Source organism: Sphingobium sp. RAC03 (assembly GCF_001713415.1).
In the GTDB taxonomy this organism is placed as follows: domain Bacteria; phylum Pseudomonadota; class Alphaproteobacteria; order Sphingomonadales; family Sphingomonadaceae; genus Sphingobium.
This window is the reverse complement of the sequence record NZ_CP016454.1, coordinates 15,081-36,256: the sequence shown is the minus strand read 5'-3', so window position 1 is coordinate 36,256 and position 21,176 is coordinate 15,081. Positions and strand designations below refer to the sequence as shown.

21 protein-coding genes and 1 pseudogene are annotated in these 21,176 nt (G+C 62.7%); 12 read left to right on the top strand and 10 right to left on the bottom strand.

Going from position 1 to position 21,176, the window contains the following annotated elements; genetic code table 11:
• Positions 1-34 precede the first annotated feature (34 nt).
• The gene (locus tag BSY17_RS04195; protein ID WP_011950391.1) at positions 35-664 is read right to left on the bottom strand and encodes a transcription elongation protein SprT; all 630 of its coding nucleotides are present in this window, start codon (positions 662-664) and stop codon (positions 35-37) included.
• Positions 665-1,082: 418 nt separating this feature from the next.
• Here BSY17_RS04195 and BSY17_RS04190 point away from each other — a divergent pair, with 418 nt between their 5' ends.
• The 3 genes from BSY17_RS04190 to BSY17_RS04180 are packed head-to-tail and all read left to right on the top strand — an operon-like array spanning position 1,083 to position 2,247.
• Entirely contained in the window at positions 1,083-1,349 is a 267-nt protein-coding gene (locus BSY17_RS04190; RefSeq protein WP_011950390.1) for a type II toxin-antitoxin system RelB/DinJ family antitoxin, read from the top strand.
• The gene (locus tag BSY17_RS04185) at positions 1,336-1,617 is read left to right on the top strand and encodes a type II toxin-antitoxin system YafQ family toxin (protein WP_004212931.1); all 282 of its coding nucleotides are present in this window, start codon (positions 1,336-1,338) and stop codon (positions 1,615-1,617) included. Before BSY17_RS04190 ends, BSY17_RS04185 begins: the two co-directional genes overlap by 14 nt.
• Before the next feature lie 9 nt (positions 1,618-1,626).
• Positions 1,627-2,247, top strand: a complete 621-nt coding sequence (locus BSY17_RS04180) for a histidine phosphatase family protein (protein WP_019086510.1) — start codon at positions 1,627-1,629, stop codon at positions 2,245-2,247.
• Here the strand turns inward: BSY17_RS04180 and BSY17_RS04175 are convergent.
• From BSY17_RS04175 to BSY17_RS04165, 3 genes are read right to left on the bottom strand one after another with little or no spacing between them, the layout of a single operon-like run.
• The gene (locus tag BSY17_RS04175) at positions 2,244-3,206 is read right to left on the bottom strand and encodes a tyrosine-type recombinase/integrase (RefSeq protein ID WP_041380120.1); all 963 of its coding nucleotides are present in this window, start codon (positions 3,204-3,206) and stop codon (positions 2,244-2,246) included. The two genes, BSY17_RS04180 and BSY17_RS04175, sit on opposite strands and share 4 nt — an antisense overlap.
• The gene (locus tag BSY17_RS04170) at positions 3,203-3,598 is read right to left on the bottom strand and encodes a CopG family transcriptional regulator (RefSeq protein WP_041380118.1); all 396 of its coding nucleotides are present in this window, start codon (positions 3,596-3,598) and stop codon (positions 3,203-3,205) included. Before BSY17_RS04170 ends, BSY17_RS04175 begins: the two co-directional genes overlap by 4 nt.
• A gap of 37 nt (positions 3,599-3,635) precedes the next feature.
• Positions 3,636-4,007 carry a DUF7673 family protein gene (locus tag BSY17_RS04165; RefSeq protein WP_225900037.1) on the bottom strand — a complete coding sequence of 124 codons (372 nt, stop codon included), beginning with the start codon at positions 4,005-4,007 and terminating at the stop codon, positions 3,636-3,638.
• A 246-nt stretch (positions 4,008-4,253) separates the two neighbouring features.
• On the opposite strand from BSY17_RS04165, the gene BSY17_RS04160 reads away from it, so the two are divergent.
• Both BSY17_RS04160 and BSY17_RS04155 read left to right on the top strand, forming a co-directional pair.
• Positions 4,254-4,622, top strand: a complete 369-nt coding sequence (locus tag BSY17_RS04160) for a hypothetical protein (protein ID WP_158305177.1) — start codon at positions 4,254-4,256, stop codon at positions 4,620-4,622.
• Between the two features lie 57 nt (positions 4,623-4,679).
• Positions 4,680-5,711 (top strand): annotated as a pseudogene (locus tag BSY17_RS04155) (TolC family protein); the annotation flags it as partial.
• 30 nt (positions 5,712-5,741) lie between these two features.
• Here BSY17_RS04155 and BSY17_RS04150 read toward each other — a convergent pair.
• Positions 5,742-6,302: a recombinase family protein gene (locus BSY17_RS04150; protein ID WP_011950653.1), complete on the bottom strand. Its 561-nt coding sequence runs from the start codon at positions 6,300-6,302 to the stop codon at positions 5,742-5,744.
• A gap of 131 nt (positions 6,303-6,433) precedes the next feature.
• On the opposite strand from BSY17_RS04150, the gene BSY17_RS04145 reads away from it, so the two are divergent.
• Positions 6,434-9,448 carry a Tn3 family transposase gene (locus tag BSY17_RS04145; protein ID WP_037555775.1) on the top strand — a complete coding sequence of 1,005 codons (3,015 nt, stop codon included), beginning with the start codon at positions 6,434-6,436 and terminating at the stop codon, positions 9,446-9,448.
• 236 nt (positions 9,449-9,684) lie between these two features.
• Positions 9,685-10,869, top strand: a complete 1,185-nt coding sequence (locus BSY17_RS04140) for an alpha/beta fold hydrolase (RefSeq protein ID WP_137903378.1) — start codon at positions 9,685-9,687, stop codon at positions 10,867-10,869.
• An 88-nt stretch (positions 10,870-10,957) separates the two neighbouring features.
• Here BSY17_RS04140 and BSY17_RS04135 read toward each other — a convergent pair whose 3' ends face one another.
• Together BSY17_RS04135 and BSY17_RS04130 are read right to left on the bottom strand one after the other, a co-directional pair.
• A complete protein-coding gene (locus BSY17_RS04135) occupies positions 10,958-12,109 on the bottom strand; it encodes a serine hydrolase domain-containing protein (RefSeq protein ID WP_069064529.1) in 1,152 nt (383 codons plus the stop codon).
• Between the two features lie 257 nt (positions 12,110-12,366).
• Positions 12,367-12,915: a MarR family winged helix-turn-helix transcriptional regulator gene (locus BSY17_RS04130; RefSeq protein ID WP_052182396.1), complete on the bottom strand. Its 549-nt coding sequence runs from the start codon at positions 12,913-12,915 to the stop codon at positions 12,367-12,369.
• Between the two features lie 489 nt (positions 12,916-13,404).
• On the opposite strand from BSY17_RS04130, the gene BSY17_RS04125 reads away from it, so the two are divergent.
• On the top strand, positions 13,405-13,884 hold the full coding sequence (locus tag BSY17_RS04125) for a MarR family winged helix-turn-helix transcriptional regulator (RefSeq protein ID WP_062347432.1): 480 nt from the start codon (positions 13,405-13,407) through the stop codon (positions 13,882-13,884).
• A 128-nt stretch (positions 13,885-14,012) separates the two neighbouring features.
• Here the strand turns inward: BSY17_RS04125 and BSY17_RS04120 are convergent, their stop codons facing one another.
• Together BSY17_RS04120 and BSY17_RS04115 are read right to left on the bottom strand one after the other, a co-directional pair.
• Positions 14,013-15,005: an ABC transporter substrate-binding protein gene (locus BSY17_RS04120; RefSeq protein WP_069064531.1), complete on the bottom strand. Its 993-nt coding sequence runs from the start codon at positions 15,003-15,005 to the stop codon at positions 14,013-14,015.
• Positions 15,002-16,192, bottom strand: coding sequence for a Gfo/Idh/MocA family protein (locus tag BSY17_RS04115; protein ID WP_062344530.1), 1,191 nt, complete (start codon positions 16,190-16,192; stop codon positions 15,002-15,004). The genes BSY17_RS04120 and BSY17_RS04115 overlap by 4 nt, the downstream gene beginning before the upstream one ends.
• Before the next feature lie 147 nt (positions 16,193-16,339).
• Here BSY17_RS04115 and BSY17_RS04110 point away from each other — a divergent pair, with 147 nt between their 5' ends.
• The 3 genes from BSY17_RS04110 to BSY17_RS04100 are packed head-to-tail and all read left to right on the top strand — an operon-like array spanning position 16,340 to position 19,427.
• Positions 16,340-17,668, top strand: coding sequence for a Rieske 2Fe-2S domain-containing protein (locus tag BSY17_RS04110; protein ID WP_062344527.1), 1,329 nt, complete (start codon positions 16,340-16,342; stop codon positions 17,666-17,668).
• A complete protein-coding gene (gene nadC / locus BSY17_RS04105; RefSeq protein WP_062344525.1) occupies positions 17,668-18,534 on the top strand; it encodes a carboxylating nicotinate-nucleotide diphosphorylase in 867 nt (288 codons plus the stop codon). The genes BSY17_RS04110 and nadC overlap by 1 nt, the downstream gene beginning before the upstream one ends.
• Positions 18,534-19,427: an ABC transporter substrate-binding protein gene (locus BSY17_RS04100; protein ID WP_069064530.1), complete on the top strand. Its 894-nt coding sequence runs from the start codon at positions 18,534-18,536 to the stop codon at positions 19,425-19,427. The genes nadC and BSY17_RS04100 overlap by 1 nt, the downstream gene beginning before the upstream one ends.
• A gap of 128 nt (positions 19,428-19,555) precedes the next feature.
• Here the strand turns inward: BSY17_RS04100 and BSY17_RS04095 are convergent, their stop codons facing one another.
• The gene (locus tag BSY17_RS04095; RefSeq protein ID WP_062347432.1) at positions 19,556-20,035 is read right to left on the bottom strand and encodes a MarR family winged helix-turn-helix transcriptional regulator; all 480 of its coding nucleotides are present in this window, start codon (positions 20,033-20,035) and stop codon (positions 19,556-19,558) included.
• A 489-nt stretch (positions 20,036-20,524) separates the two neighbouring features.
• Here BSY17_RS04095 and BSY17_RS04090 point away from each other — a divergent pair, with 489 nt between their 5' ends.
• The gene (locus tag BSY17_RS04090) at positions 20,525-21,073 is read left to right on the top strand and encodes a MarR family winged helix-turn-helix transcriptional regulator (RefSeq protein ID WP_052182396.1); all 549 of its coding nucleotides are present in this window, start codon (positions 20,525-20,527) and stop codon (positions 21,071-21,073) included.
• The last annotated feature ends 103 nt before the right edge of the window (positions 21,074-21,176 follow it).

Genomic DNA, 21,176 nt, shown 5'->3' with positions numbered 1-21,176 from the left:
CCGTGCCTGAATGAAAGGGGCAGGGGGAGGACGCTTAACCACCCTCGTCATCGTCGGCGTCCAGCGGCTCATGCTGCATGATCCCGTGCCCTTCAATCGGGCAAAGCGGCGCTCCGGCCAATTCCAGCCACTTGCGCGCGGTCCTCACAGTATAGCCGCACGTCGCGCACTCGCATTTCAGCATCCGGGTTTTCTGCTTCTTGGGCGCGGTCGACTCCCCGCCGGTGTCGAGATGGGCATGGGGGAGGGAGCCAGCGGCCTCAAGGATCGGTGCGATGGCCGCAAGTAAGGCGTCGCCGGGAGTGGTGGCGCGCATCGGCCCGACAAGGCCCAGCCCAAGCGCGACCCGTTTAAACGCCTTCCCATGCCCTGCCGGGATGCCGACAGCGGCATGGACCAGCTCGTGGGCGAGGATGGCGGCGATCTGCGCGGGCATGGCGTCAGGCGCATGCGCTAGGTCCGGGCGGATGAAGATTTCAAAATGCCCGTCCGCGCTGAGCCGGTTGTCCCAGCACTCACCGATCGCCTTGCCCTTCGCGCCTCTACTGGTGAAGCCGATCGCCACGCGCACGCGGTCGGGCAGGGGGGCGTCCAGCGCCTCGAACAGCGGAGCCATGCCCTGCGCCACGGCATTGAGCCAGCTTTCGCGGGTTTCGTGGGTCATCGTCTTTACTCCCTTCAAATCGCCTGTCCGGCGATGGCCATGCCATCGGCCGGAACACGGACGCCCAAGAACGCCGGCGGGAGAGGGGGGCAGCGGGAATCGACGGGGTGGAGCGGCCGCAGCGTAGCGAGGCACGGCCCGTCTATCCCGTTGCGGGGGAGAGGCGGCCGGGACCGCCTTTCCCCCTTCAAACAGGATCGGCGCCGGCGCACGCCGGCATTGCTGCGCGAGATCCGCGCAGCGATCTCGCTTCCGCCATGTGGATCGTCACCTTGGGCCAAGACCGCTTGCGGGCTTGGGGAGCGTGAGCGACTAGAGCCACGATGCCGCGTCAGCGGCAGGCGCATAATCACCGCACCCATTGCCAAAATCAGATTTTGTGACTACGTTGGGACTACGTTTTCAGAAGGAAATCCCAATGGCTGTTTCCGACACCTATGTCCGCGCCAGGATCGACAATACGACGAAGGAACGCGCCACCGCCGCGCTGGGCGCGATGGGCCTTTCGATCTCCGACGCTATCCGACTGTTGATGCTGCGTATCGCCGACGAACGGCGCTTGCCTTTCGAGGTCAAGGTTCCGAACGCCGCGACACGCGAGGCAATGGCAGAGCTGGCGGCGGGGAAGGGGACCAAGTTCGCCAGCGTCGATGCGCTGATGGCGGACCTCCGTGCGGACGATTGATCGTTCGACCCGGTTCAAGCGCGACTACAAGCGGGAATCAAAGGGCCGGCATCGAGCGACCCTCGATGCCGATCTTCTGCCTGTCCTGGCCGCGCTCGCGACCGACACGCCGCTTGATCCCAAATACCGCGACCATGATCTGAGCGGCGATTGGGCGGGCTACCGCGATTGCCACGTCAAGCCCGATCTGGTGCTGATCTACGCCAAGCCCGACGACGAAACGCTGCGCCTCGCGCGCCTTGGCTCGCATAGCGAGGTATTCGGATAGATGACGCACATGCGGGCGATCTTCATCCGCCACGGCGAATCCACCGGCAACGCCGGCGTGCCGTGCCATGATCTCGCGGCGATCGAGCTGACGGAGCGCGGCCACGAACAAGCGCGCCAGGTCGCGGCGAGCTGGACGCAAGCGCCCGCGCTCATCGTCACGTCGCCCTATACCCGCACCCGGCAGACGGCCGCGCCGACGATAGCGCGCTTTCCTGGCGTGCCGGTCGAAGTGTGGCCGATCGAAGAATTTACCTATCTGCAACCGGCGCGCTGGAACGGCACGCGCAGCGCCGAACGGATGCCGCACCTCGAACGCTATTGGAGCGCGGCCGATCCGGACTATTGCGACGGGGAAGGGGCGGAGAGTTTCCGCGCCTTGCTCGGGCGCTGCGAGGCGGCGCTGGCCCGCCTCGCGGCCATGCCGCCCGCTTCGCTCGTCTATGTGTTCGGACATGGGCAGTTCATCCAGGCCGCGCGCGCGATCGTCGCCGACGCCGATCTGGACGAGCGCGCCAAGATGCGCGCCTTCTGGCGCAAGGGCGAGCCGCCCGCGATCAGCAACGCGCAGCGGCTAGGGTTTCATTGGGATGGCGACCGCTGGGCGTGTGCGCCGGCGATCGCCGCCTAGATCAACACCCGCTCCACCTCGTCCAGCGTCACGTCATCGGGTCTCCGGTCGTAAAGCTGGGTGGTGCGCGTCGAGCTGTGGTTTGCCATCGTCGCGGCCGTCTCCAACGTGCCGCCGTTTTTCAGATAGGTGGTGATCCCGGTCGCGCGGAACGAATGGTTGCCGATCGCCGTCCCGATCTCGGCCGCGCCCGCGCGCCGGCGCACCATCGCGAACGCATTGGCTTGGGGCAGGGGGGTATCGCTGAGGCGCTTAGTGCCGCGCGCGATCGTGCGGAACAGCGGCCCTTTGCGGTCTTCGCGCAACTCGCACCCGTCGAGATATTCAGCGAGATAATGCTCAAGGTTGTGGTGGCAGGGCATTTCATGGCGCTTGCCGCCCTTCTCGTGCAGGCGCACCCAAAGCCTGCGATTCTGCACGAACACGTCCTCCACCCGCATCGCGAGCGCCGCGCCGATCCGTGCGAATGAATAGACCATCAATCCAATCAGGGCGCGGTCGCGCAGGCCCGCCGGCGTCGTCACGTCGATGGTATCGAGCAGCCGCCGCGCCTCGTCGGGGGCGAGCACCGGCGTCTTGCCGCGCCGCTGGCTATGCGCCGGCCCGCGCACCGATCCGGCAGGATTCACCGGCACGATATGGCCCGTTACCAGCCAGTCGAACAGGTGGCGCACGCCGGCGAGCTGCTGCTTGACGCTGGGCGCGGCCAGCTCGCGCCCCAGCGCCTCGACCCAGGCCGCGACGTGGAGCGGTTGCACGCCAGCGAGAGAGGCAACGCCGCGCGCCTCGCACCAGGCCAGGAAGTCGCCCGCCGCGCGCGCATAGGCACGGCGCGTATGCGGATTGCGGATGGTGACGGCGAAGAACTCAAGGAAGCGCAGCCGCGTGGCGTCGTCGGCCGCCGCGATCAAGGCCGGCAACGCCAGCGCGGGCGAGGGTAGGAGGGCGAGCTGGTTCATCGTGCGATCTTCTGCCAGCGGGCCGGCTCGCGGCGGGGCTTCGCCAGCTCCCGGCGCAATTCGTCAAACACCTCATCGGCGGGACGAACGCGGCCCGCCTTCACGTCCTCAAGCCCGCGTCCAACCGACTCGTCCAATATCCGGCGCAACAGCTCGTCGCGCAAATCGCGGTGCGGCTCCATCTCGATGAAGTTCTGGACGATCGCGAACACCGCCTCGGACGGATCAACGAAATGGCCCCGCTCGACCTGCGCCAACAGCCAATCGGCCATGTCGCCGGGTAGATACACCTCGAAACGCAGCCCGCCCCCGCGCGCCTGCTCGCGCAGCGCCTTGGCCTGGTCGCGCTCGGCGCAGTTGTCGGCAAAAGCCTCGTCGTCATTTTCGATCATGCCGGCATCCCTTTTTACGGTGGATCTTCGGAGACGTTTAAACGCTCTCGGCGGGGTCGCCGCGATAGCGCACCCAAAGGTCGTGCATCGCGTCGCGGTAACCCCAGGCATCGGCATAGGTGGTCGACTCCTGCGCCAGATAGGCCATGACCGTCAGCATATCCTCGGCAATGACGGCATCGACGTTGCAAAGATGCAGGATCGGGAAATGCCCGCACTCGTCGCCATTCCACCAGGCCAACAGAAAATCCGCGACCTTGGCCGACGCGCCGGTCTCGGCCGCGCGCGTGGGCGGCAGCGCGATCGGCAGCAAGCGGCCGATCGCCGCGCCGGCCTCATCGAAGCTTACGGTCCGGATGACAGGGCGGCGCTGCGGCGGTGTCGAGGCCGTCTCGGGCATGGCGATCATGGTCCCCTGAATGTGTGATAATGTCCTTTATCATACATAGAATGTGGCGTGAATCCCGCGCGGCACGATTGCGGTTTCGCCTCTGGCGCTGAGCCGCCATGAAAGCTCCATGATGACATTCAGATTTCGACGGGGATGGGGATGGCTGCTGCTGGCTGCGCTGACGCTCTCCACCATCAGCGACGAAATCACGGAGGCCATCCCGGCGTGGCGCGAGGCGCGATCGGTTCCTCCGGAAGTTCTACGATGACTTTGCGCGCCATTTCACTTAAACGAATCTCAATGCTGCGTAAGTTGTGGTCCCTTTTGCTTGTCATGATCGCGTCATCCCTGGTGGTGACGGGAACCGTGCACGCGCAGGAGAGACCGGGCGCTATCACGATCGAGTGCAGCGGCGCCGTGCATAGCGAAGGCGATGCCGATCAGTCGCAGGGCGATTCTGATAAGGCCGTTCCGCACCACCACGGCACATGCCATGGGCCGTCGCTGAACCTTCCCGCAACCGATGAGCTGGCGGCGATGGCCCGTGCCGGCGGTATGCGCCCATTTGCCGGTTCCGACGCGGCCATCGCATCGCGCTTGGTCGATCCTGGGCTGAGGCCGCCCACCGCCTGACATCTTCCGCTGGCCGGCATCAGCCGGCTCGACGCAATTTGTCAGGATCACCAGATAATGAAAAAGTTGATCGCGGCCGTATTGGCTGCGGCGTCCTGCGCATCGATCGCGCAGGCGCAAGCACAGGCGCAACAAGCGCCGGTCCCGGCTGCGCCAACATCGGCACAGCCCATGCCGGCTTTCACGCTCGATCAGGCCGTGTTGGCGGCAGGTGGGTCGGCACCGGCCAACGCGGCGGCAGCAGCGGGCATCGAAGCCGCACAGGCTGGACGCTCCGTCGCGGGCCTCCGCCCCAATCCGACCTTTCAGGGTCAGGTCGAGAATGTCGTGGGTTCCGGGCCTTATCGGGGGCTGCGGAGCGCTGAAACGACGGTCGGGGTTGCGATCCCGATCGAGCTGGGCGGCAAGCGAAGCGCGCGTGTCGCCGTCGCCGGCGCGCAGCTATCTCGGGCGCAGCTCCAAGCCGCGATCGCAGAGGCCGATATCCGCGTGCAGGTGACGCAGCTCTATGTCGAGGCGGTCGCGGCCGAACGCCGCTTGGCGACGGCACGCGACCAAGCCCGGATCGCGGCGGAAGTCCTGCGCGGCGCCGGGGTCCGCGTTCAGGCGGGCCGGGCATCGCCGCTCGAACAGCAGCGCGCCGACGTGGCGCGGATCAACGCGGATGCCAACGTCGAGCGGCTGACGCGGCTTGCGGAGGCGGCCAGGACCAATCTCGCGCGCCGGATCGGTCGTCCGATAGATGGCGCGCTGGACGTAACACTGCTCGATCGCCTCCCTGCCGCGACCTTCGGGCCGGTCGCCCCGCCAAGTGCGCAAGGCACGCTGGCGCTGGCGGCGGCCGATGCCGATCTGGCCATCGCCGACGCCGGCATCCGGCTTGCTCGGGCCAATCGGGTGCCCGACATCAACGTCGGACCGGCGCTGCGGCGACTGGAAGCGACCAACGACACCGCCGCGGTGTTCGCGATCTCGATCCCGATCCCGGTGTTCAACAATGGCCGGGCCGCCATCGCGCAGGCGACCGCTGAGCGGACGCGGGCGGACGCGGTGCGGCGCGTAACCGCGCTCGATGTCGAGCAGGCTATGGGTCGTGCGGCTGAGCGGAACAGGAAAGTGTCATAAGGCACTGTTTGGCTCGATACAGCGATAGATGGTGGCCGGGTGAACGTTGAAGGTCCTTGCGACGGCGCTAATGGACTTACCCTCGAGAACGAGTTGGCGAGCGAGCTCCGCCTGATCTGGGCGCATTTTCTTTGGGCGTCCGAAGCTCACACCGCGCGCCATCGCCGCCTTTCGCCCCTCCTCGGTTCGGCTCAATATGAGAGTCCGCTCGAACTGGGCGATCCCAGCGAATACGGTCATGATCATCACGCCAGACGGGGACGTGGTATCGGCCCAAGGTTCATCAAGCGATTGTAATCCTGCCTGCTTTTCCTTGATGCGTTCCGCGATGTGCAGGAGTTCGATGGTGGATCGCGCCAAACGATCGAGGCGGGCGACGACGAGAACATCGTCTTTGCGCAGGTGACCCATCAGCTTTTCAAGCTCGGGCCGGCCACGAGCGGCCCCCGATATTTTCTCTTCGAACATCATTTCACAGCCCGCCTCCGAGAGCCGACCGCGCTGGATTTCCAAGTTCTGATCCTCGGTGGAAACGCGCGCGTAGCCGAGCTTCATGCGACTGCTCCAGATATTGTGCGAAAGTTACTGCAAAACAATTTTGTTTCGCACATATGTTTTGCGAAGAAATTCGCCTTGTTTATCGGCATGGGCCGTCCCCTTCGCAAAAGTTGAAAGTTTCGCACGGTATGCCCACCCGTCACCTCACTGACGCCCAGCGTCAGGGCTTTGCCCGCTTTGATGGCGAACCGTCGGCCGATCAACTCGCGCGATATTTCCATCTGGACCAAACTGATCGCGACCTCATTGGAACTCTGCGCGGCGACCACAATCGGCTCGGCTTTGCCGTGATGCTGACGAGCGCCCGGTTTCTGGGCGCATTTCCAGTCTCGCCCGCCGAGATCCCAGCGTCGGTCCTGGCGGCCGTGATCGAACAACTCGCTCTTGAACCCGGCACGGACGTGGACGCCTATTTTGCGGGAAGCCGACGCATCCGGCACCTCGCGCTCATCCGGACGCACTGCGGCTTCACGGACTTTGGCGACAACGCGGTGGCACGTTTCCGGCTGACCCGATGGCTCTACGCCCTTTGCTGGAGCGGCGACGATCGGCCCGGCCCCCTGATTGATCGAGCTGCGGCCTGGCTGATCGCCAACAAGGTGCTGCTGCCGGGCGTCACGGTCGTCGAGCGCCTGGTTGGCAGGATCCGCGATCGTGCGCGGACCAGGCTTTGGCGCCATCTGGTCGCCAGCTTGAGCGATGACCAGCGCGTGCGCATCGCCGCGCTGTTTGACGATGGCGACACATCCACGTTCGCCGCCCTGGACGCGCTCCGGACCGTTCCCTCCAAGCGCATGCCGACCGAACTCTTCCGACACCTTGATCGGCTCGATGCGGTCCGGGCGTTCAATCTGCGGCCGGCGCCACCGCGGGGCGTTCCCGCCACAACCCTTGAGCGGCTCGCGCGGGTAGCGCGCGTCGGCAAGCCCTCGGCCATCGCCGCCCTTCAGGAGCCTCGTCGAACCGCGACCGTAGCCGCGCTCTTCCATACGCTCGAAGCGGCGGCCCAGGACGACGCCGCCGAGCTGGCCGAGGCTCTGCTCGCCGACTTGGTGAAAGGGGCTGAAGCCGCCGACAAACAGGCCCGCCTGCGCAGTCTGCGCGATCTCGATGGCGCCGCGATGCTGCTCCACGCAATGGGTCTGTTGGTTTTGACCGACGACGCCCTGCCCCTCAATGAATGGCGAGATGTGCTCTTCGAGCGGTTGCCCCGTCCCGACATCGAGGCCGCCATGTCCAAGGTGGAGGCGATCGCCAAGCCCGCGGAGACCAAGCCCTATGATCAACTGCGAACAAAATGGCGGAGCGCCCGGCGATTGTTCTTTGAAATCGCTACCCGCATCGAGACCGACGCTGCCCCAGGTGGCAAAAACGTCAAGGCCGCGATCAGCTACCTCAAGGGCGTGGACGACTGGTCCTCTCTCGTCAAGATGCGCGGCGCACCGATCGCTGCGGTCTCGAAGGCGTGGAGGCAACATGTCCTGGATGACGATGGCAGGATGCGCGACCCGAAGGCCTATGTCTTCGCGATCATCGATGCGTGGCGTCTGGCGATCAAGCGTCGCGATGTGTTCGCCAAGCCCGGCATCCGATACGGGGATCCCCGGCGCGGGATGCTCGAGGGCGAGTCCTGGCACAATTCCAGGTTGATGGTAGCACGCGCCCTGGGCCGATCTCTGGAAGCCGACATTGAGATTGACGGTCTCTCCCGCCTTCTCGACGAGGCATATCGACATGTCGTTGCGCGCGCCGGCGACAATCCGGACCTGCGTTTTGAGACGGTCGCCGACAAGATGGGGATTGTGGTCACGCCCCTCGACAAGCTTGATGAACCCGAGAGCCTTCGAGCACTTCGCGCCGCCGTCCAAACGCGCATGCCGAAGGCCGGAATGCCCGACATCTTTCTTGAAGTCATGGCGCGAACCGGATTTGCCAAGTCCTTTACGCATCTGAGCGAGCGTCAGGCCACCGTCGAGCACTTCGAGATAAGCCTGTGCGCGACCCTGGTCGGCGGCGCCTGCAACATCGGTCTTGAGCCGATCGTGCGCCCGGAATTTGCGGCTCTGCGTCGCGACCGTCTTTCTTGGGTCGGTCAGAATTTCATTCGGCCCGAGACCATCGCCGCGGCCAACGCCGCGATCGTTTCCGCTCACAGTCGTCTGGATATCGTCCAACATTGGGGCGCAGGCGAGGTGGCCAGCGCCGACGGCATGCGTTTTGTCGCTCCGTCGAGCGCCATACACGCCGGGCCCAACCCCAAATATTACGGCCAGGAGCGCGGCGTCACTTGGTACAACATGATTTCCAATCAGTTCAGCGGTCTGACCGGAGCGGTCATCCCCGGCACGTTGCGCGACAGCCTGGTCGTCCTGGCTCTCCTGCTGGAGCAGGAAACCGAGCTCGATCCTCTGGAGATCATGACCGACACCGCCGCCTATTCCGACGCCATTTTCGGTCTGTTCTGGCTCTTGGGCTACCGGTTCAGCCCCCGTCTGGCGGACATCGGCGACGCCAAACTCTGGCGTATCGACCGCCAGGCGAGCTATGGGCCGTTCGATCAGACCGCCTGGGGCAGGGTTAAAATCAATCTGATCCGGGAAAACTGGTCCGACCTTATCCGCTTGGCCGGATCGCTCAAGCTCGGCCACCTCAAGGCCGCAGGCGTCATGCGAATGCTGCAGGTCAAAGACCGCCCAACAACGCTGGCCAAGGCCCTGTCTGAACTCGGCCGCATCATCAAGACGCTGCATATCCTGCGATACATCGATGACCGGCCGTTCCGGCGACGAATATTGTTTCAGCTCAACCGGCAGGAATTGCGCCACAAGCTCGGTCGGCGCGTCCATCACGGCGATCGGGGCGAAATCAGAAGCCCTCTGCGTCAGGGCCAAGAGGAGCAGCTTGGGGTCCTCGGTCTGGCCCTCAACTCCATCGTCCACTGGAACGCTGTCTACATGCAGGAAACCGTGCGCCAACTCAGCGAGGCCGGGACGCCGCCGCTGCCCGCCGATATCGCTCGGCTCTCGCCGATATCTTGGCGTCACATCAATTTCCTCGGCCGCTACGACTTCTCCGTGCCTGACGCCGTCGCAAACGGCGGCCTCAGACCGCTACGCCAACCTAATTCCGAATGGGACTTTTGAAAGGAAATAATGCCCCTTACGACACTTTCCTGTTCCGCTCAGCCGCACGACCCTCTATAGGCTGTACCGCCCTAAAAACGTACCTATCGTGACCGAGGACAACGGAAAACCGCTACCTATTTGGGCAAACAGGGGAGGGGATGGTTGCTCAGTGCGCGCCCCTTCGCATGGGAAGCCCTTCCCTTGACTGGAGTACGGTAATACGCAATTATAGTTAGATAACTAAGGATATGGCCATGGAGAGAGGATTGCCGACAAAGGCGCTATGGGATCGCCTTCCCGAAATCGTTCGCTTCCGCGATCAACCGGGGATGACGGAGACCTACAGTTTTGCGGGCGCCGAGGGCACGACCGAGCTGGAAGGCCAGCTGTTCCGGCAGAGAGCGCGGCCATCTAAGGCGGTCTATTTGTTCATGCACCCCACAGCCACGGTCCAGCTGCTCCCAATGCCTGAGGCGCTTGCCGATGCGGGGTTGCACGTACTTTGCGCGTCGAGTCGCTACCCGAGAAACGATAGTGCGCTGATTATGGAAAAGGTCGCCTACGACATGGGCCAGTGGGTGCGCCACGCGCGCGAGTCGCTGGGTTATGAAAAGGTGATCCTGGTGGGATGGTCGGGCGGCGGCTCGCTATCGCTGTTTTATGCGGCCCAGTCTGAACATCCGACAATCACCCACACGCCCGCCGGCGACCTTTATGACCTGACAGCAGCGCGGCTGCAGCGGGTTGACGGAATAGTCTTAATCGCCGCCCACCTCAGCCGGGCGGAAGTGCTGACCGAATGGCTTGACCCCTCCGTCATCGACGAATTCGACCCGGACACGCGCGATCTCGAATTCGATATCTATAGTCCGGACTGCCCGAACAAACCACCATTCACCGCTGACTTCATCGCCGCCTTCCGCGAGAGGCAGCGGGCCCGCAATCGCAGAATTACCGCCTGGGCCGAGGAAATGCTTGCCACGCTCCGTCGTCGCAACGACGGCGAAACCGAACGCGCCTTCGTCACGCACCGCACGATGTGCGACGTGCGCTGGATTGATCCGACGATCGACCCCAATGGACGCGCGCCGGGGGCATCCTATCTTGGCAATCCACGCACGGTGAACGTGGGACCCGCTGGTTTGGCGCGATTCTCAACCCTGCGCTCGTGGCTGTCGCAATGGTCCTACGACCTATCCAACTCCAAGGCTGCCGTTAACGCGACAAAGATCCATCGGACCCCTGTGCTGCAGATCGAGAATGAAGCGGACGACGCGGTTCCCGCGAGCCATAATCCGATCATTCACAACGCGCTCACCGTTGCGAACAAGGAATTTGTGAGCATCAAGGGCGCGACCCATTTCTACCAGGGCCAGCCCGAACATCTCAGCGCTTGTATCGACGGGATCATCGACTGGAGCCACCGCAACGATTTGTGATCTGGCCGCCGCGATCGACGCGGCGCCTCCGCATTTTCGCTGCGGCGCGGCCGGCTTACGCCGGCCGGTCGCGGATTCCTTGCGGGGATCAGTTGTAGACGGCGTCCCGGATGTCGGACACGAACTTCCCCGACATACCCTCAAAGGCCGTGTTGGTCATGGCCACGACCGTCAGCGCGTTTGCACGATCGATGAACCAGCTATTGCCGTATCCGCCGGCCCAGTGAAGCGTTCCGGGAGACTGCGGCGACGGGACGGCGTGCGGATCTGCAAGCACTGCCCAGCCGAAGCCGAAGCCCCAACCCGGCCCGCAGGCCGCAGCCTGAGGTCCGAGCTGATCGGTCGCCATCATCTCGACTGTTTCAGGCTTCAGGATCGGACCACCCCCGAGCCGGATGGTTTCCAGAAAGTGCAGGACGTCGCCCGCAGTCCCCACCATCCCACCCCCGCCTGACGGATAGGAGTTTGGATCCAGGATACGGCTCGGCGCGAACGTTAGCGACCCGTTGAAGGCATCCAGCACTACCATGCCGTCCGTGATGCGGACGGGAACGGATTCGCTGTTGAAGTAATTCGTCGCGAGCCGCTCAACATCCGCAACGGCAAAGCCGGTATCGACGATACCCAGCGGATCCGTGACCAGTTTGCGCACAGCATCGCGTAGCGAACCACCGGTAACGCTCTCAACCACCCCTCCCATCACATCCATGCCAAGGGAATAGCGAAAACCCGACCCCGGTGCGGCGGTAAGCGGGGCGGCAGCCAGGCGCCGAAGATTCTCGGATAGCGACAATCCCGGTTGATCCAACCCGTCGGAGACGTCGAGGCGACGATAATGGCCATCGCTCCCTTCCTGAAACGGATAGCCGAGCCCCGATGTGTGCGTGAGCAGATGGCGGATCGAGATGACCGGAACCGATCCATCGGACAGGCGCGGCTGAAAGTCGGGCAGGAAGCGCGTCACTGGATCGTCCAGCCTCACAACACCATCCTCGATCAGGCGCATCACGGCGGCGGTGACAAAGGGTTTGGTCACCGATGCAAATCGGAAAATGCTATCCGTTTGCATCGGCTTTTGCGATTCACGGTCTGCAAATCCCGCCGCGCGGCGATAGGCGATCTTGCCGCCCCGGGCGACGATCACGACCGTTCCCACCAAACGATTGTCGGCGAGAGCATTGTCTATCGCGCGATCCAGGCGATCGGACACATCCGCGCCTTTAAAGGCTGATGAACTCATAAGTTCAAACTCTCCCGATACTCTCGCAGACCGGACGCGGCCCGCACCTAAGCGATTGCAGTCATCAACCGCGCGGTGGAGAGCGACGACGATTCGGTCGGAGGCAAGGCCTGACCATCAGCACACCTCTCCACGCAACCTTCACGTCGCAGACCGCCACCGTGCAGTTCCTTAGTTATCTAACCATTAGTGATGTAAGTATCGGCGCGCAACATTGATGTGGGGCATCCATGGTGGCGAGGACACCCACTATCGCATCAGTCGCCTGCCTCATGAGTGATGCCGGCGACCCCTCGGTCCTCTCGGCGCCGCCGACCCGGCTTCGCGTCGGGCTCCTCGGGGGAGAGGCTCCGAATCGCAGCTTCTAGATTGGTCTGCAGCTCGCCCAATAGGGCGATCTGGAGATCCGCTTCGCGGCGCGAAATGCCGGTCTTAGCGATATCCCCAACTTCGATGCCAATGGGCAGAAGCTTCCTTTTCAGCTCGTGACCGTAAGGGGTGAGGAAGATGTTGATCTTCCGCTTGTCCGCCGCGTTGCGGACCCGGGCAACGATTCCCCGTTGCTCCATGGAAGCGATCGCCGAAAGCGTGGTCGGCTCCATCGTTCCAACAAGGTCGGACAGTTCCTTCTGGGTTAAGCCGTCCTGGTCCCACAGGACGCGCAAGAAGTACCACATGCCCAGGGTGACGCCGAACTGCTCGATCTTCAGCTGTAGCAGCTTTTGCATAAGTCGATGCGTGAGTCGGATTTGATATCCGATACTCAGGTCGAACGGCAGGTTGATTTCCCCGCTATCTCCGCTCATCGAAATCGGCCCTGCATGACCCGAACCATCGGGCCTGTTGAATGTCGAAACCAGCGTGCATTCCTTCTTGGCAACCGCCCCAGCCGCGTGGGTCGGTTGACTTGTTAATGGATTATGACTTGACGGTCCCGCGGCTTCTCATCCGGGTCGAGGGCGAGATTCCGGCGTTCGTTCGGCGGCCTTGATGGTCGTGACTGCCATATATTCAACCGACGTAAGGGCACGAGGGCCACCCTAGTTCGGGCGGGATTCAAAGGGCCGGAGAACCCACGCTCAATCCGCGTGGAATAGATAGGGTGTCACCGAAGCACGATTCAGACCCGTTCGACCGCGAGCGCAAGGCCCATGCCGACGCCGATGCAGAGCGTGGCAAGGCCCAGTCTGCCGTCAGTATCCAACTGGACGTTGGCGGGCAGGTGCACCATCAAAGCCGTTGCCCCTGCCTCATTGGGAGGGCGAACATGGCGACACGCCCCAGGGAGAGTGCATTTGTCCAACAGGCCCGCCCAGCTCAATCCGGAATGGAGCCTTGGTTATCAGGTCCGGCGCTGCCATCGGCGGTTCGATCGCCTGCTCAATGCGATGCTGGCGAAGCACGATCTAAAGACGGGCTTCTGGTATTACCTTCGTGTGCTGTGGATCCGCGACGGCGTCACCCAGAAATATCTGAGCGACATGACCAACGTCACAGAAAACACGACTGTGTCGATAATCAACAACATGATGCAGCACGGGCTTGTAGAGCGCACCCGCGACAAGGTTGATCGCCGCAAGTTGAGCGTTACGCTGACCCAACGAGGCAAAGCCCTGGAAGCGGAGCTCATGCAATATGCGATCGACATTAACCGCATCGCCGTCGCCGGGATCGATCCGGCCGAGGTTGCGACGTGCGTCGACGTGCTTTCGCGCATGTCAGCCAATCTCGCCGCCGAATTCGATTCTATCCCGAACACCCCCGCCGAGGACTGACAGGGCGCAACCGGTCAGCGGCCGCTCGCCGGGTATCCTGCGGCAGCCCGGCAAAGACGGAGCATCGACAACCACGCTGCTCCCGCACCGCTTATGCTCCGCCCCGTCATTTCCCGGATTGCATCACGTCAGATCTTGAACTCCGCGAACGTCTCCGGCGCGAACATGTCCTCGATCGTCAGCTGGCGCGGCGACAGACCCTGCTCATGATGATAGCGCGTGAAGGTCTCGAGTACGTGGCGGTTCTTCTCGATTCCGTAAGGCCACCACTGATCGCCCAACGTCGCGATCGTTTCCTCGACCGCGGCAATTTGCCAGGGCAGCATCGTCTTGAGCGAGGCTGAGACGCGCAGCTGTTCGTAGGTTAGCTGCTGCGCCTGGACGAACGCCTTGTAGAGCGCCTGTGCGATCCAGCGGTTCTTCTCGTAAATGTCGCGGCGAATGGCAACGACGTGCATGATCGGGAAGATATTCGTCTTGCCGAAATAGGCTTTCTCGACCTGGACGAAGTCCGGGAACAGGCGCCGCACATTGTGCGGTTCCGAATAGAAGGTCGATGGAGCACGCGCGGTGTGCAGCGCGTCGATCTCGCCATCAGCCAACATCCGGGTCAGCGTCTGGTTTGGCCCGATCGGCTCAACCTTGAACTTGTCCGGCAGATTGAGTTTGAGCTTTTCCTCACGGCCCGGCTCTTCCTCGCCGCCCGTGACATAAGTGACCGACGCCGGGTCGATGCCATATTCGTCCTGCAGGATACCGCGGATCCAGACCGGCGCGGTCATCTGATATTCCGGGACGCCGATGCGCTTGCCGACAAGGTCGGACGGTTTTTCGATGCCGCTCTTGGCCGACACGAAGATGCAGGAATGACGGAAGAAACGTGACGGGAACACCGGGATGGCGATAAAGTCTGGATTGTCCCGGCCCAGAGTCACGCAATACGATGACATCGAAAGCTCGGCGGCATCGAACTCGCGATTGCGCAGCATCCGGAAGAACGTTTCCTCGACGGACAGCACCTGAAAGTTGAGATCGATCCCATCGGGGCGGACCGTCTGCGACAGCAGCGCCTCGGTGCGATCATAGCCCCAACAGGCGAGCGAGAGGTTCAATCTAGTCATACGGAAACGGCCTCCAAAGTGTCGATAATCATGGCTGTGGGTGCGATTTCGCTGCCGGTGCGGCTCGATTCGAGTAGGGCTGCGCAGCACGCCACCGTCTTCACGCCCCAGCGGCCATCATGGATCGGCTGGACCAGACCGAGTGCGCCTTCAACGAATTCATCGATGACCTCGACCCGCGGCAGGCTTGGCGGATCGATCGCGAGAAACTCACGGTGTTCATCGCCATAGAGCGTGATGCCTTGGGGCGAGAGCTTGAGATCGGCGCGTTCGCAACTGACCAGCACAAAGCCGAAATGCTCATGATACGGCGCCGGCGGTTCGCTGGTCGATGCGCCGTCCTCGCCATACGCTCGGCGTATCTTGGCAGCGCTTTCGGTCGCTGGTTCGAGGTTCCTGAGCGCGCGCCGCGTGTCACCGTATTGCTCCGGATCCTTCTCGCGGCCGAGTTCCGATATCCAATTAACCAGTTCGTCGGAATCATAATGGGCGTAGCCACTGTACGTCAGCGATGCGACAGCCCCACCCTCGAATCCCATCATCGCGGCATATGCGCCCTCGCTCGGGCGACTGGAATCCCAATTGCCCGCAACCGCGCGCACGAATGTCACATCGCGTCCGACAAGCCGCCGCGCCACGTCAATTTGGTGAGCGGCTTGACTGTAGACAACGCCCCCACCACGCGCGCTGTCCAGCTCTTCGGGGCGACGCGGCCGATACATGAAATCGGTGAAGTTCATCGCCGTGAGTTGCCGCACCGCACCAAAGCCGCCGCTGGCGATCAACTCGGCGGCTCGGCGGACCGGGGCATCAAAGCCATGGCTGGGGCCGACCAGGAGCAGTTTGCCGGCCCGGCGTGCCGCCGCTTCCATCGCGACGCACTCGGCGACAGAGATCGCCATCGGCTTTTCGACCAGAACATGCTTGCCCGCACCGAGGGCCGCGATTGCCTGCGTCGCGTGCAGTTCGTGTGGCGTCGCGATATAGACGGCATCAATATCGGCGGCGAGCAACCCCTCCAGGCTTTCATATGACTTGGCTCCGAACTCGCGCGTGAATTGAGCACGTGGGGACGCGCGCAGATCGAACGCCGCGGCGATCTCGACCCGTGGGTGCGCGCGCAACGCCGGAAGCGTCAGCATGAACCCCCGGCCAAGGCCGACAATGCCGATCCGAAGTGCCTTCATGTTTATCCTCGATCTGCCAGGTCGGTCCTTGAAATGCGGCCCGCTTGAAACGCACAATACTTCTATGTAGAAGTGTTTTCAAGAAGTGGATGAAACACCTTCGTGGCACGGCGCCTTGGCACAGCCACTTTGCGATAAGGATAGGCGATGACACCCCAACAAAATGACATCCTCGCCCGAGTCGAGGGCAGCGCGCCGATGGGCAGGCTGATGCGCCAGCACTGGATGCCCGCGTGCATGTCCGAAGAGGTGGCCGAACCGGATTGTACGCCGCTGCGCGTCCGCCTCCTCGGCGAGAATATGGTGGTGTTCCGCGACAGCAAGGGTCGTCTGGGCGCGCTTGACGAGCAATGCCCGCACCGCCGCGCGTCGCTGGCCTTTGGCCGCAACGAGGAATGCGGCCTGCGTTGCCTCTATCATGGCTGGAAGTTCGACGTGAACGGCAACGCCATCGACATGTCGTCCGAGCCGGTCGACGCCAAGCTGCGCAGCACGATGAAGACCAAGGCCTATCCGGTCCAGGAGGCCGGCGGGTTCGTCTGGGTGTGGATGGGCAATCCCGATCAGGTGACGCCGTTCGACAAGCCCAACTGGGCGACCGTACCGGACGACAAGATCAGCATCGTGAAGATGCATGGCGCATGCAACTGGGCACAGGTGCTCGAAGGCTCCATCGACTCGGCGCACAGTTCGAGCCTGCACTCGTCCAACATGCCGACGGCAACCGAGGTCAGCGGATCGACCGCGACCGACACCGCCTGGCTACGGCCGTCGGCCGACAAGGCGCCACGCCTTGAGGTCCAGAAGACCAGCTTTGGCTTCCGCTATGTCGCGATCCGCAAGCCGATCGTCGACGCCGATGCCACTGATTATATCCGCATGACACTCTATGTGGCGCCCTATACCGTCCACATTCCATCGAATGACCAATATCATCTGAGCCAGATGCTGGTCCCGATCGATGATGAGAACACGATGTTCTACTGGGTCGCCTGGCATCCCGAAAAAGGCATTTCGACCGACGCATGGCGCAAATTCTGCGGTGCCGAGATCGGCAAGGATGTCGAGCCGATCACCTTCAAAAAGATGCGCAACGCAGGAAACAACTATCTCCAGGATCGCGTAGCCATGAAGGACGGCGATTTCACCGGTATCTACGGCATCCCGGCGCAGGACATGGCGATGTGGGAATCGATGGGTACGCTCGCCGATCGTGGCGATGATCGCCTGGGGTCGAGCGACAAGGCGATCTTCACGTTCCGCACACAGATGTACCGCGCCGCGCAGGCGGTGGAAAAGGGCGAGCCGGCGATCGGCACGACCGAGCCGCACATTCCGAACGCCAAGCTCATGTCGTTCGAAGGCATCGTGCCTAAGGGCACCGACTGGCGGCTGCTCAATGTCTCGGACGAAGAGGCGGATATCATGCGGACCGTATCGACAGATGTCGACGCTCTCGGGGACGTCCGCGCTTGATGATGTCCCTGCCGCCCATTGCCGGGCTCGACGCGGATGCCGTCAGTCATTTCGTCCAGTCCGTACTCAAGGAGGATCTGGGGCTAGGTGGTGATGTCACCACCGACCTCACCATCCCCGCCGACGCACGGCTGATCGCGACGATCCAGACTCGCGAGCAGATTGCCGTTGCGGGCATCGATCTCGCCCAGGTCTTCTTCGAGGCCCTTGATCCCGATGTCCGGGTCGAGCGGCTTGCCAGGGATGGAGATGAGCTCCAGGCGGGTGCCCCGATCATGCGCGTGGAGGGTCGCGCCCGCCCGATGTTGTCGGCGGAGCGCTCGGCGCTGAACACGCTGCAGCACCTCACCGGTATTGCCACCCTTACTCGAAGCTATGCCAACATGATCGCGGGCACGTCGTGCATCCTGCTCGACACCCGCAAGACCATACCCGGCCTGCGCGCAATTGAGAAATATGCTGCCCGCATGGGCGGGGCGCACAATCATCGTATGCGGCTCGACGACGGCATCCTGATCAAGGACAATCATGTCGCGATCTGCGGCTCGATCGAGGCGGCCGTGCGCGCGGCCAAGGCGGGCAAGTCAGCACTCCCGGTCCAAGTCGAAGTCGACACAATCGACCAGATCGAGCCGGCACTGAAGGCAGGCGCCGATCGGCTGCTCTTCGACAATATGTCGGTCGAAATGCTGCGCGAGGGTGTGGCGCTGGTTGCGGGCCGCGTGCCGATCGAAGCGTCAGGTGGCGTGCGGCTCGATACCATCCGTGCGATCGCGGAAACGGGAGTTACTTACGTCTCCGTCGGCCGCATTACGCAGAGCGCACCGGCTGCCGATATCGGTCTCGATTACACAATAGCGGCTTGATGGTGCTGTCCGTCGAGGAAACGTTCTTCCGGATGCTGCGCAATCGCGAGTTCGATGCCGCCGAGCTTTCGATGTCATCGTATTGCGTGACTCTGGGCCGGGACAATCCAGACTTTATCGCCATCCCGGTGTTCCCGTCACGTTTCTTCCGTCATTCCTGCATCTTCGTGTCGGCCAAGAGCGGCATCGAAAAACCGTCCGACCTTGTCGGCAAGCGCATCGGCGTCCCGGAATATCAGATGACCGCGCCGGTCTGGATCCGCGGTATCCTGCAGGACGAATATGGCATCGACCCGGCGTCGGTCACTTATGTCACGGGCGGCGAGGAAGAGCCGGGCCGTGAGGAAAAGCTCAAACTCAATCTGCCGGACAAGTTCAAGGTTGAGCCGATCGGGCCAAACCAGACGCTGACCCGGATGTTGGCTGATGGCGAGATCGACGCGCTGCACACCGCGCGTGCTCCATCGACCTTCTATTCGGAACCGCACAATGTGCGGCGCCTGTTCCCGGACTTCGTCCAGGTCGAGAAAGCCTATTTCGGCAAGACGAATATCTTCCCGATCATGCACGTCGTTGCCATTCGCCGCGACATTTACGAGAAGAACCGCTGGATCGCACAGGCGCTCTACAAGGCGTTCGTCCAGGCGCAGCAGCTAACCTACGAACAGCTGCGCGTCTCAGCCTCGCTCAAGACGATGCTGCCCTGGCAAATTGCCGCGGTCGAGGAAACGATCGCGACGTTGGGCGATCAGTGGTGGCCTTACGGAATCGAGAAGAACCGCCACGTACTCGAGACCTTCACGCGCTATCATCATGAGCAGGGTCTGTCGCCGCGCCAGCTGACGATCGAGGACATGTTCGCGCCGGAGACGTTCGCGGAGTTCAAGATCTGACGTGATGCAATCCGGGAAATGACGGGGCGGAGCATAAGCGGTGCGGGAGCAGCGTGGTTGTCGATGCTCCGTCTTTGCCGGGCTGCCGCAGGATACCCGGCGAGCGGCCGCTGACCGGTTGCGCCCTGTCAGTCCTCGGCGGGGGTGTTCGGGATAGAATCGAATTCGGCGGCGAGATTGGCTGACATGCGCGAAAGCACGTCGACGCACGTCGCAACCTCGGCCGGATCGATCCCGGCGACGGCGATGCGGTTAATGTCGATCGCATATTGCATGAGCTCCGCTTCCAGGGCTTTGCCTCGTTGGGTCAGCGTAACGCTCAACTTGCGGCGATCAACCTTGTCGCGGGTGCGCTCTACAAGCCCGTGCTGCATCATGTTGTTGATTATCGACACAGTCGTGTTTTCTGTGACGTTGGTCATGTCGCTCAGATATTTCTGGGTGACGCCGTCGCGGATCCACAGCACACGAAGGTAATACCAGAAGCCCGTCTTTAGATCGTGCTTCGCCAGCATCGCATTGAGCAGGCGATCGAACCGCCGATGGCAGCGCCGGACCTGATAACCAAGGCTCCATTCCGGATTGAGCTGGGCGGGCCTGTTGGACAAATGCACTCTCCCTGGGGCGTGTCGCCATGTTCGCCCTCCCAATGAGGCAGGGGCAACGGCTTTGATGGTGCACCTGCCCGCCAACGTCCAGTTGGATACTGACGGCAGACTGGGCCTTGCCACGCTCTGCATCGGCGTCGGCATGGGCCTTGCGCTCGCGGTCGAACGGGTCTGAATCGTGCTTCGGTGACACCCTATCTATTCCACGCGGATTGAGCGTGGGTTCTCCGGCCCTTTGAATCCCGCCCGAACTAGGGTGGCCCTCGTGCCCTTACGTCGGTTGAATATATGGCAGTCACGACCATCAAGGCCGCCGAACGAACGCCGGAATCTCGCCCTCGACCCGGATGAGAAGCCGCGGGACCGTCAAGTCATAATCCATTAACAAGTCAACCGACCCACGCGGCTGGGGCGGTTGCCAAGAAGGAATGCACGCTGGTTTCGACATTCAACAGGCCCGATGGTTCGGGTCATGCAGGGCCGATTTCGATGAGCGGAGATAGCGGGGAAATCAACCTGCCGTTCGACCTGAGTATCGGATATCAAATCCGACTCACGCATCGACTTATGCAAAAGCTGCTACAGCTGAAGATCGAGCAGTTCGGCGTCACCCTGGGCATGTGGTACTTCTTGCGCGTCCTGTGGGACCAGGACGGCTTAACCCAGAAGGAACTGTCCGACCTTGTTGGAACGATGGAGCCGACCACGCTTTCGGCGATCGCTTCCATGGAGCAACGGGGAATCGTTGCCCGGGTCCGCAACGCGGCGGACAAGCGGAAGATCAACATCTTCCTCACCCCTTACGGTCACGAGCTGAAAAGGAAGCTTCTGCCCATTGGCATCGAAGTTGGGGATATCGCTAAGACCGGCATTTCGCGCCGCGAAGCGGATCTCCAGATCGCCCTATTGGGCGAGCTGCAGACCAATCTAGAAGCTGCGATTCGGAGCCTCTCCCCCGAGGAGCCCGACGCGAAGCCGGGTCGGCGGCGCCGAGAGGACCGAGGGGTCGCCGGCATCACTCATGAGGCAGGCGACTGATGCGATAGTGGGTGTCCTCGCCACCATGGATGCCCCACATCAATGTTGCGCGCCGATACTTACATCACTAATGGTTAGATAACTAAGGAACTGCACGGTGGCG

Coding starts and splice junctions, on each gene's coding strand:
- BSY17_RS04195 (WP_011950391.1), bottom strand. CDS start 664: ATGACCCACGAAACCCGCGAAAGCTGGCTCAATGCCGTGGCGCAGGGC.
- BSY17_RS04190 (WP_011950390.1), top strand. CDS start 1,083: ATGGCTGTTTCCGACACCTATGTCCGCGCCAGGATCGACAATACGACG.
- BSY17_RS04180 (WP_019086510.1), top strand. CDS start 1,627: ATGCGGGCGATCTTCATCCGCCACGGCGAATCCACCGGCAACGCCGGC.
- BSY17_RS04175 (WP_041380120.1), bottom strand. CDS start 3,206: ATGAACCAGCTCGCCCTCCTACCCTCGCCCGCGCTGGCGTTGCCGGCC.
- BSY17_RS04170 (WP_041380118.1), bottom strand. CDS start 3,598: ATGATCGAAAATGACGACGAGGCTTTTGCCGACAACTGCGCCGAGCGC.
- BSY17_RS04165 (WP_225900037.1), bottom strand. CDS start 4,007: ATGATCGCCATGCCCGAGACGGCCTCGACACCGCCGCAGCGCCGCCCT.
- BSY17_RS04160 (WP_158305177.1), top strand. CDS start 4,254: ATGACTTTGCGCGCCATTTCACTTAAACGAATCTCAATGCTGCGTAAG.
- BSY17_RS04150 (WP_011950653.1), bottom strand. CDS start 6,302: ATGAAGCTCGGCTACGCGCGCGTTTCCACCGAGGATCAGAACTTGGAA.
- BSY17_RS04145 (WP_037555775.1), top strand. CDS start 6,434: ATGCCCACCCGTCACCTCACTGACGCCCAGCGTCAGGGCTTTGCCCGC.
- BSY17_RS04140 (WP_137903378.1), top strand. CDS start 9,685: ATGGAGAGAGGATTGCCGACAAAGGCGCTATGGGATCGCCTTCCCGAA.
- BSY17_RS04135 (WP_069064529.1), bottom strand. CDS start 12,109: ATGAGTTCATCAGCCTTTAAAGGCGCGGATGTGTCCGATCGCCTGGAT.
- BSY17_RS04130 (WP_052182396.1), bottom strand. CDS start 12,915: ATGAGCGGAGATAGCGGGGAAATCAACCTGCCGTTCGACCTGAGTATC.
- BSY17_RS04120 (WP_069064531.1), bottom strand. CDS start 15,005: ATGACTAGATTGAACCTCTCGCTCGCCTGTTGGGGCTATGATCGCACC.
- BSY17_RS04115 (WP_062344530.1), bottom strand. CDS start 16,192: ATGAAGGCACTTCGGATCGGCATTGTCGGCCTTGGCCGGGGGTTCATG.
- BSY17_RS04110 (WP_062344527.1), top strand. CDS start 16,340: ATGACACCCCAACAAAATGACATCCTCGCCCGAGTCGAGGGCAGCGCG.
- nadC (WP_062344525.1), top strand. CDS start 17,668: ATGATGTCCCTGCCGCCCATTGCCGGGCTCGACGCGGATGCCGTCAGT.
- BSY17_RS04100 (WP_069064530.1), top strand. CDS start 18,534: ATGGTGCTGTCCGTCGAGGAAACGTTCTTCCGGATGCTGCGCAATCGC.
- BSY17_RS04090 (WP_052182396.1), top strand. CDS start 20,525: ATGAGCGGAGATAGCGGGGAAATCAACCTGCCGTTCGACCTGAGTATC.